The sequence below is a fragment of the Streptomyces sp. NPDC018947 genome (assembly GCF_044390505.1).
Taxonomy (GTDB): domain Bacteria; phylum Actinomycetota; class Actinomycetes; order Streptomycetales; family Streptomycetaceae; genus Streptomyces.
Map to the genome: position 1 here is coordinate 51,014 of NZ_JBIRZD010000012.1, position 17,295 is coordinate 68,308.

Annotated in this window: 13 protein-coding genes; 4 read left to right on the top strand and 9 right to left on the bottom strand. The window is 72.5% G+C overall.

The genetic code is table 11. The features are described 5' to 3' along the window. Positions 1–207: 207 nt before the first annotated feature. A complete protein-coding gene (locus tag ACH499_RS22555; protein ID WP_399017862.1) occupies positions 208–1,716 on the bottom strand; it encodes an MFS transporter in 1,509 nt (502 codons plus the stop codon). Between the two features lie 199 nt (positions 1,717–1,915). On the opposite strand from ACH499_RS22555, the gene ACH499_RS22560 reads away from it, so the two are divergent. Further along, entirely contained in the window at positions 1,916–2,863 is a 948-nt protein-coding gene (locus ACH499_RS22560; RefSeq protein ID WP_399017864.1) for an RNA polymerase sigma-70 factor, read from the top strand. A 106-nt stretch (positions 2,864–2,969) separates the two neighbouring features. On the opposite strand, the gene ACH499_RS22565 is transcribed toward ACH499_RS22560, so the two are convergent. The 4 genes from ACH499_RS22565 to ACH499_RS22580 form a co-directional block, all read right to left on the bottom strand. After that, on the bottom strand, positions 2,970–3,560 hold the full coding sequence (locus tag ACH499_RS22565) for an SUKH-4 family immunity protein (RefSeq protein ID WP_399017866.1): 591 nt from the start codon (positions 3,558–3,560) through the stop codon (positions 2,970–2,972). A gap of 155 nt (positions 3,561–3,715) precedes the next feature. Beyond that, positions 3,716–4,108: an SgcJ/EcaC family oxidoreductase gene (locus ACH499_RS22570; RefSeq protein ID WP_356200609.1), complete on the bottom strand. Its 393-nt coding sequence runs from the start codon at positions 4,106–4,108 to the stop codon at positions 3,716–3,718. A gap of 93 nt (positions 4,109–4,201) precedes the next feature. Next, on the bottom strand, positions 4,202–5,140 hold the full coding sequence (locus ACH499_RS22575; RefSeq protein ID WP_399017869.1) for a sigma-70 family RNA polymerase sigma factor: 939 nt from the start codon (positions 5,138–5,140) through the stop codon (positions 4,202–4,204). A 10-nt stretch (positions 5,141–5,150) separates the two neighbouring features. Beyond that, a complete protein-coding gene (locus tag ACH499_RS22580) occupies positions 5,151–6,341 on the bottom strand; it encodes an FAD-dependent oxidoreductase (RefSeq protein WP_356200605.1) in 1,191 nt (396 codons plus the stop codon). A gap of 246 nt (positions 6,342–6,587) precedes the next feature. Between ACH499_RS22580 and ACH499_RS22585 the strand changes: the two genes are divergently transcribed. Beyond that, complete coding sequence (locus ACH499_RS22585) at positions 6,588–9,131, top strand: M14 family zinc carboxypeptidase (protein WP_399017871.1); 2,544 nt, start codon at positions 6,588–6,590, stop codon at positions 9,129–9,131. Between the two features lie 151 nt (positions 9,132–9,282). Here the strand turns inward: ACH499_RS22585 and ACH499_RS22590 are convergent, their stop codons facing one another. Continuing rightward, complete coding sequence (locus ACH499_RS22590) at positions 9,283–10,659, bottom strand: pyridoxal phosphate-dependent decarboxylase family protein (protein ID WP_399017873.1); 1,377 nt, start codon at positions 10,657–10,659, stop codon at positions 9,283–9,285. A gap of 130 nt (positions 10,660–10,789) precedes the next feature. Continuing rightward, positions 10,790–11,587 (bottom strand): FadR/GntR family transcriptional regulator, encoded by a 798-nt coding sequence (locus ACH499_RS22595; protein ID WP_399017875.1) that lies wholly within the window; start codon positions 11,585–11,587, stop codon positions 10,790–10,792. 157 nt (positions 11,588–11,744) lie between these two features. On the opposite strand from ACH499_RS22595, the gene ACH499_RS22600 reads away from it, so the two are divergent. Beyond that, positions 11,745–13,166 (top strand): MFS transporter, encoded by a 1,422-nt coding sequence (locus tag ACH499_RS22600; RefSeq protein WP_399017877.1) that lies wholly within the window; start codon positions 11,745–11,747, stop codon positions 13,164–13,166. 78 nt (positions 13,167–13,244) lie between these two features. After that, positions 13,245–14,885 carry an amidohydrolase gene (locus tag ACH499_RS22605; protein ID WP_399017880.1) on the top strand — a complete coding sequence of 547 codons (1,641 nt, stop codon included), beginning with the start codon at positions 13,245–13,247 and terminating at the stop codon, positions 14,883–14,885. Between the two features lie 69 nt (positions 14,886–14,954). Here ACH499_RS22605 and ACH499_RS22610 read toward each other — a convergent pair whose 3' ends face one another. Continuing rightward, positions 14,955–15,608 carry a YceI family protein gene (locus tag ACH499_RS22610; RefSeq protein WP_356200597.1) on the bottom strand — a complete coding sequence of 218 codons (654 nt, stop codon included), beginning with the start codon at positions 15,606–15,608 and terminating at the stop codon, positions 14,955–14,957. A gap of 193 nt (positions 15,609–15,801) precedes the next feature. Next, positions 15,802–16,716, bottom strand: coding sequence for a YceI family protein (locus ACH499_RS22615; RefSeq protein ID WP_356200595.1), 915 nt, complete (start codon positions 16,714–16,716; stop codon positions 15,802–15,804). Between the last annotated feature and the right edge of the window lie 579 nt (positions 16,717–17,295).

Sequence of the window (17,295 nt, forward strand, 5' to 3'; positions counted from 1 at the left end):
CGACGCGCGGAGGACATCCGCCGCAGCGGGGCACCTCGCAAGATCAACTATAGGGCATGCGCAACCTCCGTGCACACCAAGGCCCTTGAGCGCGTCGGTGAAGCAGGTCCAGCCGCAGCGTGAGCAGGGCCATCGGCGGCGCGCCGACGACCGGCCGCACCGGGCGCCGTGGCCGGGCACCGCCGCAGGGGACCTCGGCGCGAGGGATCAGCGGCCGGCGAGCACCGAACCGACGTCCCCCGCGGTCTCGGTGTCGTGGGCGACGTCCTGCCGGTCGGGGCGCGGCGTGTTCATGAGCGCGGCGACGATCGCCGCGCCGGCCAGGAGGATCCCCGCGGCCCAGGTGCCGGCGGTCACGAACCCTTCCAGCATGGCCTTGCCGGCGAAGGCCGGAGACGGGCCCCGCGTGGCGTGCGAGGCCACGTAGTCCGCGGTCGCGCTGGTGGCGATGGTGTTGAGCAGCGCGGTGCCGATCGAACTGCTGATCTGCTGGGCGGTGTTGACGCCGGCGGACGCGATTCCCGCGTCGCTCGGGGCGACGCCGTGGGTGGCGTAGTTGAAGGCCACGGGCATGATCAGGCCCGCCCCGAAGCCGAGGAGGAGTCCCGAGACCAGCACGCCCTCGACGTAGGCGGTGTCGGTCTCCATCGTGCGCAGCCACAGCATGCCGGAGGCGACGAGCAGCATGCCCGGCACGATCAGCACCCTCGGCGGGACCTTGGGCAGCAGCCGGGCGGAGAGCCCGCCGGCCGACACCAGGACCGCCATGGTCATCGGGAGGAAGGCCACGCCCGTCCTGATCGGCGAGTACCCCTTGACGACCTGCAAGTAGTAGGTCATGAAGAGGAACGCCCCGAACATTCCGATCATGGCCAGCCCCACGCTCATGTAGGCGCCGCCGCGGGTCCGGTCGGCGATCAGCCGCGGCGGAAGCATCGGCTGCGGCACCCGGCTCTCGACGAAGGCGAAAGCGGTCAGCAGCACCGCTCCCCCGGCCAGCAGTCCGAGGACTTCCGCCGAGCCCCAGCCCTCGGACTCCGCCCGGCTCGCGCCGTACACGAGCGCGACCAGCCCGCCGGTCACCAGCAGCACGCCGGGCACGTCGAGCCGGGCCCTGCCCTCGCTGCGCGACTCGGCGATCATCGCGTACCCGCCCGCCACGGCGATCAAGGCGATCGGGACACTGACGTACAGGCACCAGCGCCAGTCCAGGTAGTCGGTCAGTGCCCCGCCGGCCAGCAGCCCGATCGCGCCGCCGACGGCCGTCACGGCCCCCCAGATCCCGAACGCCTTGGCGCGCTCCCCGGGCCGGGTGAACGTCACGGTCAGCAGCGACAGCGCGGACGGCCCGAGCAGTGCGGCGAACCCGCCCTGCAGGGCACGGGCGCTCAGCAGCATCCCGAAGTCGTCCGCTGCGCCGCCGAGCGCCGACGCGGCGGCGAAGCCGAGCAGCCCGATCGTGAAGGTCCGCTTGCGGCCGGCGTAGTCGGCGATCCGGCCGCCGAGCAGCAGCAGGCTGCCGAACGCCAGCGTGTACGCGGTGATGATCCACTGCCGGTCGCCGTCGGAGATTCCCAGATCCCGCTGGAGCGACGGCAGGGCGATGTTCACGACCGTCCCGTCCAGCACGATCATGAGCTGGGCCAGCGCCATGAAGAACAGCGCGGCCCAGCGGCGCGGATCGGCCTCCGGGGCCTGCGCCTTGGTGGTTGCCATGACTTCGTCCTCACTCGTGGTGCCGCGTGCCGCGCGGCCCGTTCGCGCGGCCTTCTGACGAGCACAGGACGTCGGCGTTCCGCGCCTTGTAACAGCGCGCACATATGACGTGGGTCACAGTGCGCGGGTGTCACAGAGCGGTGGGGAGCGGCGTCCAGTGCGTGGGGCGGGACCGAGGTCGAACAGACGGGAGCCAGGCATGAGCGGGCGCAGCGAACGAACGAAGGACACGGCGGAGCCGCCCGGACGTGCCGGCCGCACGGGCCCCGTGGACGCGTCGACCCAGGTGTTCGTCACCCATCGCAACCTGCTGTTCACCGTCGCCTACGAGATGCTCGGTTCGGCCGCCGACGCCGAGGACGTCCTCCAGGAGACCTGGCTGCGCTGGGTGCGCGTCGATCTGGCCACCGTCCGGGAGCAGCGTTCCTACCTGGTGCGGATCGTCACCCGGCAGGCACTGGACCGGCTGCGCGCGCTCGGCCGGCGCAAGGAGACCTACGTCGGGCCGTGGCTGCCCGAGCCGCTGCTGACCACGCCCGACGTGGCCGAGGACGTCGAACTGGCCGACAGCGTGTCGATGGCGATGCTGCTGGTGCTGGAGACGCTCACGCCGACCGAACGGGCGGTGTTCGTGCTGCGTGAGGTCTTCGACGTGGACTACGAGGAGATCGCCGAGGCCGTCGGCAAGAGCCCCGCGGCGGTACGCCAGATCGCCTACCGGGCGCGGTCGCACGTCGCCGCGCGCCGGCCACGCGGCGAGGTCTCCCCGGCCGAGACCCGAGCCGCGCTCGAGGCCTTCCAGAGCGCGGTGGAGACGGGCGACCTGCAGCGTCTGATCGACATCCTGGCGCCGGACGTGATCGCCCTCAGCGACGGCGGCGGGATCAGGCACGCCCTGCTGCGGCCCGTCGTGGGGGCCGACAAGGTGGCTCGCCTGCTGGCCGCCGGCTGGTGGAAGCGCGACGCCGAGAGGTCGGTGGAGGCGGTGCAGATCAACGGCGGCCCGGGGCTGCTGGTCCGCGTCGGCGGGAAGATCGACGGCGTCGTGGCGGTGCGGGTCGAGAACAGCCGCATCACCGGCGCCTACCACGTGCGCAATCCCGAGAAGCTCTCGCGTGTGGAGCGGGCGACCGCCGTGAGCCGGTGAGGCCGCGGCGCGCGGACGTCCGCGGCTGCCCTCCGGTGCCGCCGTCCGCCGAACGGCGGCTCGGCCCCGCCCGTCCCCGCCGCGCCATGGGTGCCGGCAGCTTCGCCTACCTGGCCTTGAAGCGCTGGCCGGCGGCGATCTCGTCGCCGATCACCGACCAAGCGGTCTCGTCGTCCCGGAAGGGGAGCGGGTCGATGCCGCTCGTCTCCTGGACGATGCGCTCGACCTCTTGGTCCAGGCGCTCGAAGTCGGCTTCCTCGTCGCCGTCGTCGCCGCCGAAGGCGAACTCGTCGAGCAGGCGCTGGAACCGGAGAGTGACCCGGACGAGGGAGGAGGCGTCCGTGTGGAGTTCCCGCACGGTCTCCTCGTCCGGGTCGAAGGCGTACACCGTGCCGGAACCGGGGTCGAGGGCGAGGTGGGCGTTGAGCAGCCAGCCGATGACGGGCCAGTCACCCGCGTCCTGAGGGGCGCCCTCGAAGTACTGGGTGTCGACGACGTCCTGGACGAGGGGCAGCCGGCCAAAGGCCGCGTCGGGCACCCGCAGCGAGAGCGTCCCGGTGGGGACGCCGACGGTCTGCAGGAGGCGGGCGCCCTCGGTGTCCGCGGCGCCGGGCGGGAAGGCTGTGGCGGGCAGGGCCGCGAGCCGGTCCTCGCCGAAGATGCCGGCGAGTTCGCCGCGGGTGACGTCGAAAAGCACTGCCAGGACTCCGAACTCCGCGGCGGCGAGGACGCCGTGGGTCTCTCGGGGGACGGAAGGGATCGCAGCGACAGCATCGCGGATCGAGGCGCCGGCGGCGAATCCCCCGCGGACCCGGAGGGCCGCCGCGCCGTCGGCGACGCCCCGGGCGGGTGTCAACCGGCGTGCACCGGGGTGTTCTGGCAGGCGTGCAGCAGCCATCTCCCGTCGTCCTGCTTGGTCATGACGTAGAGCGGAGCGCCCTCCGTGTCGCCCTCCGCCGAGTGGTAGACCTGGCGGACCTTGACCGCCGCCACGTCGGGCCGCAGGAACTGCGTGTGCACCGCCTCGTAGGTGACCTCTCCGTCCCAGTTCGCGGCAGGCAGCACGGTGCGGGTGAACTCGGCGATCGCGTCCAGGCCGACGAGGACCTTGCCGTGGGCGGTCGTCCACAGGGCGTCGGGGTGGAACAGCGCGAGGAAGGCGTCCACGTCCCTGGCGCGCTGGGCGCGCTCGACGCTGGCGACGACCTGTTCGACGGCTTCGGCATCCGCGGTTTCGGTGTTCATGCGGATCACCCTGCAACCTCAAGTCGGCTCGAGGTCAAGGCCGTCGGCCCGCGGACCGCCGAAGGAAGGCCCTCGGCGGTCTCCGGGCTCTCGTCACCACGCGCCGATGACCGGCGCGTCGGCCTCGTGCCGCCGCCATGCCTCGTTGAGACGCGCGAGCCGGTCGGTGGCGGCGACACCGATCAGCGACGTGACCTTGCCGTCGCCGACTCCGAAGGCCACGGCGCCCGCGACCCGGTCGCCGACCACGGCGAGGACGGCCGGGGACCCGTTGACCAGCGCGATGTGGAACACGGGGGAGCCGCCGGCCAGCCGCCGCTTCGCGTCCGTGGGCTTGAAGCCGGCCCGCACATAGGCGGCGATGCGCTCGCGCGAGTCGTGGCGCAGCAGATGCCTGGCCAGTCCGGCGCCGTCCGAGACCGCGGTCGCGTCGGAGGTGAGCATCGCCACCAGCCGCTCGATACGCCCCGACGTGGCGGCGGCGAGGAACTCCTCGACGATCCGGCGCGCGGACACGGGGTCGACCTCGGCGCCGCCGCGGCGCTCGGCAGCGACCCGGCGCCGGGCCCGGTGGACGTGCTGCTGGCTCGCGGACTCGGTGATGTCGAGGATTCCCGCGATCTCGGCGTGGGGGTACGAGAAGGCCTCCCTCAGGACGTAGGCGGCGCGCTCGAGGGGCGACAGCCGTTCCATCAGGGTCAGTACGGCCAAGGACACCGATTCGCGCTGCTCGAAGGTGTCGGCGGGGCCGAGCATCGGGTCGCCCTCGAGGAGTGGCTCGGGGAGCCAGTCCCCGGCCGCGCGCTCGTGGCGGGCCTGCGCCGAGCGGAGCCGGTCGAGGCAGAGGTTGGTGACGACCTTGGTCAGCCACGCCTCCGGCACCTCGACGCGTTCCCGGTCCGCGGCCTGCCAGCGCAGGAACGTGTCCTGCACGGCGTCCTCGGCGTCGGCGGCCGAGCCGAGCAGACGGTACGCCAGCGAGGCCAGCCGGCCCCGGCTGGCCTCGAACCGATCGATGGCTGTGCTGTCCATGCGCAGGAGCCTATGCCGCAGCCTTCACACCGGCCTGTTCGGCCACGGTGACCAGGCGGCGCTTGCGCTTGGGGAGGCCGAAGGTCGGGTGGGCGATGCTCCAGCCGGCGCCCTTGAGCACGGTCGACTTGAGCCACACGGCGGGCCGGCCGCCCAGGTACCAGGACTTCGCCCGGACGTCGCCGTCCACCATCTGGACGATCGCGTCCCGCCGCCCGAGGCTGATGTGGTTGCCGTGGTACTTCAGCCCGACGGTCGGGACCTCGCCGCCCGTCAGGCGCGCGATGATCGCGGCGGTGGCCTGCATGTTGGTGTAGCCGGCCGAGGCACAGGACATCGGCAGGGGCCGGCCGTTCTCACCGATCGCGTAGGCGCAGTCACCGGCGGCGTAGACGTCCGGGTGCGAGACCGAGCGCATGGTGCGGTCGACGACGATCTGGCCGGTCTCGGCGACCTCCAGTCCGGCGGCGGCCGCGATGGGGTGCACGGCGAACCCCGCCGACCACACGGTCACGTCGGCCGGGACGGACGTGCCGTCGGCGGCGATCGCCCGTGTCGGCTCGACGGCTTCGATACCGGTGTGCTCGTGGACGGTGATGCCGAGCCGGTCGAAGGTCCGGCGCAGGTGACGGCGGGCCTTCGGGGAGAGCCATGCGCCCAGCTCGCCGCGGGCGGCGAGCGCGACCGACAGGTCGGGCCGGGACTCGGCGAACTCGGTGGCGGTCTCGATGCCGGTCAGCCCCTCACCGACGACCAGCACCGTGCCGCCCTCGCCCAGGCCGGCCAGGCGCTCGCGCAGACGCAGCGCCGAGGACCGGCCGGTCACGTCGAAGGCGTACTCGGCCACGCCGGGCACGCCGCCGTGGGCCACGGAACTGCCGAGCGTGTAGAGAAGCGTGTCGTACTCCAGCTCCCCCTCCCCGTCCTCCCCGGCCACGGCGACCGTCCTGCGCTCGGGGTCGACGCCGGTGACGCGCGCCAGACGCAGCCGTACCGCGGTGCCCGCGAAGACGTCGGTGAGCTCGCGGAAGGCGACGTCCTGGCCGATCGCGAACTGGTGGAGCCGCATCCGCTCGACGAATTCGGGCGCGGCGTTGACGACGGTGATCTCGGTGTCGGCGGGGTTCAGCCGGCGAGCCAGGTTCCCGGCGGCGAAGGCCCCGGCATATCCGGCACCCAGTACGACGATGCGGTGCTTCATGGCGACGCTCCTGTCTCGTTCGTGTGCCCCTTGAACGAGATGGCGTCCCGATCCCTGACAGGAACCGGGTGTGACTCGGGTCACTGATCCGAGATCCTCCGTGCGAGCCCCGACCGGGTGCGACGCGGCGTAGATCCCAGCCGTCCGCCCCGGCTCACGTGCCACAGCAGAACCCCTTGTTGAGTTCGGAATTAAACGGTAGACCTGCGTTCCGATCACTTTCGATCAACCGGAGGCAGGAAACGCATGGGAATGCCCAGACCCGTCCTGATCGCCACCGCAACTCTGGCGGGTGCGCTACTGCTCGCACCACCGCCGGCGACCGCTGCTCCCCGGAAGCCGCTGCCCCCCGTGCGTGAAGGCGGCGGCCTGGACAAGGCCCTCGGCGTCGCTCCGGCCGCCGCGGCCGGCCGCGCGCTCGGCGCGCCGGCGCCGGACCTGCGCCGCGACACCGGCTACCCGCGCCGCACCGTGCTCGTCCCGCCCCCGGTGAACCCGGCGGACAAGTCGGTCAAGCTGGGCCTGACGCCGTACCACGCCATCGCGCCGAAGCTGAACGAGCTCCAGAAGCTGAGCGACCGGGTCAGCGTCGAGGTGGCGGGGCGTTCGGCGGGCGGCCACGACCTGTACCTGGTCACGGTCACCGCGCCGGAGACCGCGGCACAGGCCCGGGAACAGGAGCGGATGCGGGAGCGCATCGAGCACTCCCCCGCGGCCGCCGCCAGGGACCGGAGGATCACGTCGGCCTACAAGGCGCCGTTGTTCATCAACAACAACATCCACGGCAACGAGTGGGAGGGCACCGACGCCGCGCTGAAGCTCATCGAGCGGCTGGCCACGGCGAACGACGCCCGTACCACCGAGCTGCTGGCGAAGAGCCGCGTCTACCTCAACGTCACGGCCAATCCGGACGGAAGGATCGCCGGCACCCGCGCCAACGCCAACGGCTTCGACCTCAACCGGGACTTCATCACGGCCAGCCAGCCCGAGTCCCGCGCCATCCGGCAGATCGCCATCGACAAACAGCCCGTGATGATGATCGACCTGCACGGATACGTCAACGGCACCCTGATCGAGCCGACCACCCCGCCGCACGGCGAGAACTACGAGTACGACCTCTTCCTCAAGAACTCCTACGCCAACGCCCTCGGCATGGAGGCCGCCGTCAACGGCCTCGGCTACACCCCGCAGAAGGACGGCGTCGAGCCCGCCGTCATCCCCTTCCGCGACCAGCAGGAGGGCTGGGACGACTGGCCGCCGATCTTCACCCCGCAGTACATGCCGTTCCACGGCACGGTCGCCGCCCACACCGTCGAGTTCCCCATGCGGGTCAACGGGCGGGACTACGACACCCAGCCGGTCGGGGAGTTGCGGCGCCGGTCGGCGATCAACACCGCCATCGCGGGCGCCGCGATGCGGGCCACGCTCGACTACGCCCTGGACCACCGCGCCACGGTCATCGCCGACCAGATCGAGCTCTTCCGGCGAGGCGCGGCGGGCGAGGCACAGCGGCAGGTGTCGGAGGAGACGGTGCCGGGTGTACCGGGCATCGGCCCCGAGGACGTCTACACCGCCGAGTTCCCCCGGGCGTACGTGATCCCGGCCGGGGACGGACAGAGGTCCGCGACGGCCGCGGCCCGGCTGGTGGACCACCTGACCGCCAACGACGTGCGGGTCGTGCGGGCGGACAAGGACTTCCGGCTGAACGGACGGACGTATCCGTCCGGTTCGTACGTCGTCGACATGCACCAGCCCAAGCGCGGGCTGGCCAACGTGATCCTGGCCGACGGCCGGGACATCAGCGCGGACGTGTCCGCGATGTACGACATCTCGGGGTGGAGCCTCTCGCTGCTCTGGGGTGCGACGGTGGACCGGGTCGAGGACGGCCGGCTGTCCGTCCAGGGACGTGCGGTCCACGCTGCGGCGCCGTCCGGCCGGGTCGCGCCGCACGGGGACCTGGCGCTGCGGCTCGACGACCCGAACGAGCTGGCGGCGGTCAACTGCCTGCTGGCGCAGGGCGTCCGGGTACGCCGCACGGACGACGGCACGGCGATCGTGCCCGGCTCGGCGCGCGAGCGGGCACGGGTGCTCGCCGACCGGTACGGCGTCGTGTTCCGGGCGACGAAGCAGCGCGGCACGGCGGACATGCGGCGCACCCGGGTCGCCGCGGCGGTGACGCCGGGCGAGCTGTTCTCGCTGCGTGAGATGGGCTTCGACGTGGTGCCGGTCTCGACGGACGTGCTCGACGCGGGCTTCGACTGGTCCGGCGTCGATGTCCTGTACGTGTCGACCGGACTGTCGTACAAGGCGCTCGGCCCGGCCGCGCGGACCGCGCTGGACGGCTTCCTGAAGGGCGGCGGCGGCGTGGTCGGCCTCGGCTCGACGGGCGCGGCCTTCAACAGCGACGCGGGGCTGCTCGCCGCCACGGCGGTGGAGGGCCACGGCGACGCCAACGGCGTGGTGCGGGTGGTGAACGCGGGCGGCCCGGTCACGGGCGGTGCCTCCGCGCACAGCTTCGTCTACTCGCCGCTGTGGTTCACCGGTCTGGGCACGGGTGTACGCGCCGACCAGTCGTACGGGAGCGGCAATCCGCTGGTCTCCGGCCACTGGCGGGCGGAGGAGAACGGATCCGGCGGCCCCCTGGACGCGGCGGGCCGTGCCTCGGTCGTCAGCGGTACGTCCGCGCAGGGCGCCCCGGTCGTGCTCTTCGGCACCCAGCCGATGTTCCGCGCGCACCCGAAGGGGGTGTTCGCCCAGATCGGTCGGGCGCTGCTGACCGGCGGGGAGTGATCCCCGGCCGGATCCCGAGGCCGGCCCCGGGCAGGGCGGAGGGCCGCACCCTGCTCGGGGTGCGGCCCTTCGCACGGGCGGTACCGGGCCGCGGCTGCCTCCGCCCCACGTCGGGTCCGCGCTCGGCCGGATTTCGCGGACGGGCGGGGTGTCAGGCGTCCCGCGCGAGGGACGCGATGATCGATCGGACCGTCTCCTCGGTGATCCCCGGGTGCAGGAAGGCCAGTCGGGCGACGGTCTCGCCCTCCCAGACGCTGGGGGTGACGAACGCGAGGCCGGAGGCCAGAAGGCGCTTGGACCACGCGTAGTAGTCCTCGGGGAGCCAGCCGGTGCGTCGGATCAGGACGACCGTCAACTCGGGCTCCCGGAGCAGGTGGAGGCCCTCGGTCGCCTCGGCCAGGCGGGCGGCGTACCGGGCGATCTCGGCGCCGCGGGCCACGGCGTCCCGGTAGGCGTCCGTGCCGTGGACGGCGAGCGAGAACCACAGGGGCAGGCCGCGCGGACGCCGGGTCAGGTGGTACGCGTAGTCGCTGGGGTTCCAGTCCGCGTCGTGGCCGGCTCCGTCCGCACCGTGGATCGCGTCGAGATAGGACGCGTCCTGGGTGTGCACGGCACGGGCGAGGCGCGGCTCCCGGTACAGGAGGGCCCCGCAGTCGAACGGCGCGAACATCCACTTGTGCGGGTCGACGACGAGTGAGTCGGCGTGCTCGATGCCGCGCAGCCGGGTGCGGAGTTCCGGCACGAACAGGGCGGCGCCGCCGTAGGCCGCGTCTATGTGCAGCCACAGGTCGCGGGCCCGTGCCTGCTCCGCGACGCCGTCGAGGTCGTCGACGATGCCGGCGTTGGTGGTGCCGGCGGTGGCGACGACGGCCACGACGGGGGCGCCGCCGTCGGCCGAGGCCGTGTCGAGTGCGGCGGCGAGGGCCGTGCCGGTGAGCCGGTGGTCCGAGGTCGCGACGACGAGCGGTTCGACGCCGATGATGCGCAGGGTGTTGCCGACGGAGGAATGGACCTGGTCGCTCACGGCGATCCTCACGGGGTCCGCCGCGCCCAGGCCGAGCCGGCGCCTGCCGGTGTCGCGGGCCACGACCAGGGCGGAGAGGTTGCCGGCCGAACCGCCGCTGACGAAGCACCCTCCCGCGCCCTGCGGCATCCCGGCCAGGTCGGCGAAGAGGCGCAGGACCTGGTTCTCCGCGGCGACGGCGCCCGAGGCCTCCAGCCAGGACACGCCGTGCAGCGACGAGGCCGAGAGGACCATGTCGAACAGCGCGGCGGCCTTCGTCGGAGCCCCGGGGATGAACGCGAGGAAGGCGGGGTGGTCGCAGGAGACGACCGTCGGCTCCAGCGCGTCCGTGTAGGTCCGCAGCACGTCGGCCGGGCGGCGCGGCCCCGTGCCGATGGCGTCCTTGAGCGCCAGGGCGAGTTCCTCGTGCTCGCCGAGCCTGCCCAGCGGCGGAGGGTCGAGGCGGAGCCGGTCGAGAAGATGGCCCATGACCTGCTGGGTGAGGTCCTCATCGTAAGCGTGCACCGAGGGCTCCTGTCGGAACGAGCGACTAATTGGATCCATGCTGGATCCAATTCGGACCTTAGGCTGCCGCCCGAGCGCGCGTCAACCACGCCCCGCGTACCGCCTCGCGCCAGCCGGAAGTCCGGGCCGCTCAGTCGGAGGCCGCGGCGAACTGGTCCAGGAGGACCAGGAACTGCCGGTGCGACTCCTCGAGGTGCTCGCGCATCCGGCGCTCGGCGGTGTCCCCGTCGCCCGACAGGACGGCCAGGGCGATCGCCTCGTGCTCCTCGCGGAAGGCGCACCCGAAGTCCCGGCCGGTCGGATAGACCGGCGTCCAGTCGGAACCCAGCCAGAGCGCGTTGCCGGCCACGAACATCTCGGTGCGCGCCCGCGTGACCGCTTCCGCCAGCACCTCGTTGCCGCCGGCCTCGGCGACGCCGAGGTGGAAGCGGGTGTCCACACGGTGGTACTCGCCGAGGTCGGCGACCCTCGTCTCCAGCATCTCGACGAGTCCGCGCCGGCTCGCCGCCGCTCCCCGCTCGGCGGCGAGCCGGGCCGCGAACGGCTCGATGGCCCGGCGGTACTCCATGTAGTCACGCAGGGAGGCACGGATGCCGGCGGCGATGGCCGCCCTGCCGTCACGGCCGCTGCGGGGCGCCGGCGCGACCCGGGTGCCGCCGGAGCGGCCCAGGGTCGTGACCACGAGCCCCTCGTCGGCGAGTTCCCGTACGGCCTGGCGGACGGTGTTGCGGCCGACCCCGAAGGCCGCGGCGAGGTCCCGCTCGGTGGGCAGCCTGTCCCCGGGACCGAAACCGCCGAGCGCGATCCGCTGGCGCAGCGCCTCGGCCACGACCGCGTGCGACGGCGCCTGCCGGGGGGCGGCCCCCTTCGCCGCCTTCTCCTTCCGCTTGCCCGCGTCGTCGTTCCGGCTCGCGCTCGTCCCGCCCATGGCCTGCCCCTCACCCCTGGATTCCGTTCGGCTCCCGCCCGGCCAGTCTATTGGGATCGTGCCGACCCCTATTGACAGGCCGCTGGCGCGGCCCTAGCGTCGCCCCATCGATTTTGGGTCCACCCCGAACCCAATCGATGTCCCCAAGGAGCCACGTATGAGCCAGTCCACGGGCACCGCAGCCCCCGCCGCAGGGGCGCCACGCCGCTCCGGGCCCTGGAAGATCGCCACCGCCGCGATGATCGGCACCAGCGTCGAGTGGTACGACTTCGGCATCTACGCCACCGCCGCCGCACTGGTGTTCCCCGAGCTGTTCTTCCCCGAGATGAGCCGGGCCCTCGGCACCGTGATGTCCTTCGCAACCCTGTTCGTCGGGGCCCTCGGCCGACCGCTGGGCGCCGTCCTCTTCGGCCACATCGGCGACCGGCACGGCCGCAAGAAGGCGCTCATCTGGTCGATGACCCTCATGGGCGCCGCCACCGTGTGCATCGGTCTGCTGCCCACCTACCACCAGATCGGTGTCCTCGCACCGCTGCTCCTCGTACTGATCCGCATGATCCAGTCCCTGGCCGTCGGAGGCGAGTGGGGCGGGGCCGTCCTGTTCGCGGTCGAGCACGCGCCGCCCCGCCGCAAGGCCTTCTTCGGTTCGTTCCCGCAGGTCGGCGACGGTGTCGGCTACTTCCTGTCGACCGGCGCCTTCGCCCTGACCGCGCTGCTCGGGCACGACGCGCTGGCGGACTGGGCGTGGCGCGTCCCGTTCCTGCTGTCCGCCGTGCTCGTCGCCGTCGGCCTGGTCATCCGCCGCTCCATGGACGAGTCGCCAGAGTTCGAGGCCGCCCGGCGGGCCGAGGAGGCCGGGGGCCCGGCGGCCGGGGGCAAGGAGCCCGCCCCCGTGATCGGCGTACTGCGCCATGCCTGGAGGACGTGGCTGCTGGCGACGGGCGCGTTCCTGATCACCATCGGCGGCTACTACATCGTCGTCACCTTCATGTCGAGCTACGCCGTCTCGGAGCTGGGCTTCACGGACGCCCAGGCCGCCGCCGCCGGAACCGCGGCCTCGGTCGTCGTCATCGTGTGCACCCCGCTCAGCGCGCTGTTCGCCGACCGCTACGGCCTGCGCCGGGTCACGCTCATCGGCGTCCTGCTGCACCTGGTCGCGGCCTTCCCCATGTTCTGGCTCGCCGACACCCGCTCCGTCACCGGCCTGTGGCTCGCCATGTGCCTGCCGATGCTCGCCAGCACGATCGCGTACGCCTCCCTCGGCACCCTCGCCTCGGGGTGGTTCGCGCCGCGCGTCCGCTACACGGGCCTGTCGATGAGCTTCCAGACCGCGGGCCTGCTCGGCACCCTGGCCCCCGCGGCGACGACCTGGCTGTACTCCTCGTCCGGCGGCTCCTGGGTCCCCGTCGCGGTCGCGTTCGCCGCCATGGCTGCCGTGAGCGCCGTATGCCTGATGGCGTGCCGTCCGGCACCGGATTCCGTCGTGTCCCTCGACGCGCCGCAGGCCGGTACCGGCGTGCCGGTGCCGACCGCGGCGACGGGTACGGACGCGCCCGCCGGCGTCACCCGGACCGGCTGACCGGCGAGGGACCCGTCCCTTCCCGTGGGCCCCGCCTCCCACCCCGTCCGACCCCACCCCGATCCCGAAGGAGCTTCCGTGCGCCCCGCACCCGACCTCATCCTGACCCGGGCCCGCGTCCACACCGTCGACCCGGACCTGCCCAGCGCCGAAGCCGTGGCGGTGACCGCCGGCCGGATCAGCGCCGTCGGCACGCATGCCGAGGTCACCGCACTCGCCGGTCCCGCGACCGAGGTACGCGACCTCGGCGGGCGCATGCTGCTCCCGGGCTTCGTCGACGCGCACAACCACGTCCGGCTCGGCTCCGACGCCGACAGCGTGCAGCTCGCCGGGGCACACACCCTCGACGAGGTGCACGCCCGCATCCGGGCCTGGGCGGACGCGCACCCCGACGCCGCATGGATCGAGGCGGAGGCGTTCGACTACGGGGCGATCCCGGGGGGACGCATGCCCACCGCCGCCGACCTGGACCCGGTCACCGGTGACCGGCCCGCTCTCGTGTTCACCTACGACGTCCACAGCGTCTGGCTCAACACGGCCGCCCTCCGGCGTCTGGGCATCACCCGGGACACCGGCCGGCTGCCGTGGGGAGTCGTCCAGAAGGACCCCGTCACCGGCGAACCGACCGGGTTCGTCACCGGGTTCGCCGTCCTCGGCCTCGCCCGCCGGGGCCAGCGCGCGTTGGCGGAGTTCCTGCCCTGGGCGAGCGAGGAGCGCCGGTACAAGCGCCTGTGCGCCTCCCTCGACATGGCCGCGGAGAGCGGTCTGACCACGGTCGTCGAACCGCAGAACTCCCCCGACGACCTGTTCCTCTTCGAACGGGCGAGGAGCGAGGGCCGGCTGCGTTCGCGGATCGTCGCCGCACTGTTCCATCCGCACGGGACGACCGCCGAGGATCTGGACGAGTTCGAGCGGTGCGCCAAGCGGTTCGACGACGACCGGTTCCGCGTCGGTCCGCTCAAGCTGTACATCGACGACGTGATCGAGCCGCACACCGCCGCGCTGTTCGAGCCGTACGCCAACGAGCCCGGAAACCGGGGCCGTACGTTCTACGAGCCCGGCGAGTTCGCGGAGGTGCTGACCGAGCTGGACCGGCGCGGCTTCCAGACGTTCACGCACGCCACGGGCGACCGCGGCATCCGTACGGCCCTCGACGCGCACGCGGCGGCGCGCGCCGCCAACGGCCCCCGCGACGCCCGCCACCAGCTCGTGCACGTCGAGTGTCTCCACCCGCAGGACGTCGGCCGGTTCGCCGAGCTGGGCGTCGTGGCCTGCATGCAGCCGCGGCACTGCGCGCCGGACGTCGCCGGTCCGGGCAAGGACTGGGCCGAGGGCGTCGGTGAGCACCGCTGGTCGCACGCCTGGGCGTTCCGCAGCCTGCGCGAGGCGGGGGCGAGGCTCGCCTTCTCCAGTGACTGGAACGTCGCCGAGATGAACCCGCTCGCCCACCTCTACACCGCCGTCACCCGCCGCGCCCCGGACGGCGGCGACTCGTGGGTGCCCGGTCAGACGATCGACCTGGCCGCCGCGATCGAGGCGTACACGATGGGGAGCGCCTACGCCAACTTCGTGGACGGGGACCGCGGGTCGGTGACCGTCGGCAAGTACGCGGACCTCGTGGTGATCGACCGGGACCTGTTCGCCGTGCCGGTGGAGGAGATCAAGGACGCGTCGGTCGACGAGACGATCGTCGAGGGGGTGACCGTCTTCCGCCGCTGAACCGGCGGCACGGCTCGGCGCCCCCGTGCGGGGGCGCCGGCGCGCGGCGGTCCGGCGGACCGGTGCCGCTCAGGACGTGGCGCGGATCGCGGAGATGTCGAACTGCAGGCGGACCTTCTCGCTCACCATGGTGCCGCCCGCCTTGAGCCGCTGGTTGTAGACCAGGCCCCAGTCGGTGCGGTCGATGGTGGTGGTGCCGTCGAAGCCGGCCCGCTCGAAGCCGAACGGGTCCAGGACCGAGCCGAGGTAGTCGAGTTGCAGGTCCACGGGCCGGGTGACGTCGCGGATGGTCAGGTCCCCCGTCATGCGGAAGCTCTCCCCGCCCTCGTGGACGGTGGAGGTGCTGCGGAAGGACATCTCCGGGAAGCGGCGCGCGTCGAAGAAGTCGCGGCCGACGAGGTGACCGTCCCTCTGCTCCACGCCCGTGTCGACGCTGGCGACCCGGATGACGAGCTCGGCCCGCGACTCGGAGGGCCGGGCGCCGTCGAAGTACAACGCGCTGTCGTAGTCGGTGAAGGCGCCCCTGACCGTCGTGACCATCGCGTGCCGCACGGAGAATCCGATACGGCTGTGCGGGCGGTCGATGGTCCAGTGCCCGGTCAGCGCCCGGAGCGCCGGGTCGAGCGCGACGTCCCGCGGCGCGGACTCCATGACGGGGGCGCCGGCGTCTAACGCCGAGACCGAGTCGACGACGGCCGCCTGGCGTCGGTTGAAGATTCCCATGATCGAGCCCTTTCCGTCTGACCGCTCCGTGCTATCACGGCATCCCCGGGCACCGCCCGGCGAGATGGGTGGCCCTGTCCGGGTTCCACGCGGTCGACTGCAAAGCTGTACAAGATCAACATGATGTGGGGGTGCGCTGCTGCCGGGCGGCTCCCGGTCGGCACCGCACGAACGCCCCGAGGGCCCTGGGGGCCTACTCCGGGGGCGTGGGCGTGTCGTGGGTGTGGTACATCGCCTGGATGTCCAGCTCCAGTTGGACGGTCGGGCCGACGACGGCGATGCCGCGGGCCAGCATGGACCGCCAGTTGAGGGTGAAGTCCTCCCGGTGGAGTTCCGCCTTCGCGAGAGCGGCGCAGCGCAGTTCCTGGCCGTACCCTCCGTTGACCGTCCCGAGGTAGGTGGTGTCGAGACCGACGGAGCGGCTGGTGCCGTGCATGGTGAGCGTGCCGTGCAGGGTCCACTTCGAGCCGCCGCGGTGGGCGAACCTGGTGCTGGTGAAGTCGATGTACGGGAAGCGCTCGACGTCCAGGAAGTCGGCGGAGCGCAGGTGGTTGTCCCGGGTGTTGTTGCCCGTGGAGATGCTGGAGGCGTCGATGCGCACCGAGACGTGCGAGTCGGCCATGTTCGGTGCGACGCGGATGCCGCCCTGGAAGCGGGTGAACCGTCCGTGGACGTGGGCCATGCCCACGTGCTTGGCGATGAACCGGATCGCGGTGTGCGGAGGGTCGAACAGCCAGGTCCCGGCTGTCGGGAGTTCCAGTTGGCGGGCGGGTTCGAGGGCGATGCGCTCCGGCGGCAGAGCCACGCCGGCGGTGATGTCGAGGTCCTCCCGTACGGGCGCCAGGCCCTCGGCCACGGTCATGACGCTGTAGGAGCCCGGAGGCAGCGTCGCGATGAAGTAACCGTGCGGGTCCGTGGTGCCGCGCGTCGCCACCCGGTGGCTGTCCAGGGCGGTCACCGTGACCTCGGCCCCGCGCATGGGCTGCCCCATGGGGTCGACGACCTCGAAGCCGAACCCCCCGGCGTCGGGCGGCAGGGGGATCGAGAGGCTCGGTCCGGCACCGGAGGCGCCGCGGGAACGCCGGCGTCGCAGAAGCCCGAGGGCCATGGAAGTCACCTTTCCTCACATGCGTCACCGTCACGCGGCCTGATCGGCCCGTTGCGTTCGCGGTCGCCAAGGTACGTCGGCGACAGAAGGACGGACGCGAAGTCAGCAGTTCGTCGACGATCATAAAGCCGTGCGCGTGCCGGTGACTTGCTCCGAGATCCGCGCTGCTCACTCCCATACCAAGGGAAGTGGGGTCACAAATCAGCACATCGACGGGCCATATCGCCACACCTCGACTCCGATGCTTTGCAGCAATGCTGTGGCGAATCGCACGGAAGGGAACCGCGATGTTCACCGGCGGTCTGCGGTTCCCCCACGGACCCGACACAGACGGACGGCCGGGAAGCCGGACGCACGGGCGGCGGACGCGATCGTCGCGCCATGACGATGCCCCTTCCGCCCGGAAGCGGCCGGCCGGTCAGGTCTGCGGGTCCGCCGCCGACGGGGCGCCATCCGTCCGGCGTTCTCGACGCGTTGACGTCGGCTCAGGTCGGCCGAGCCTGGCCGAAAATCCCCTGGAAACCCGGGCAACCTTTCCCTGAGAAAGTTGAGACTTTGTCCTTGACGAGTCGAAAGTGC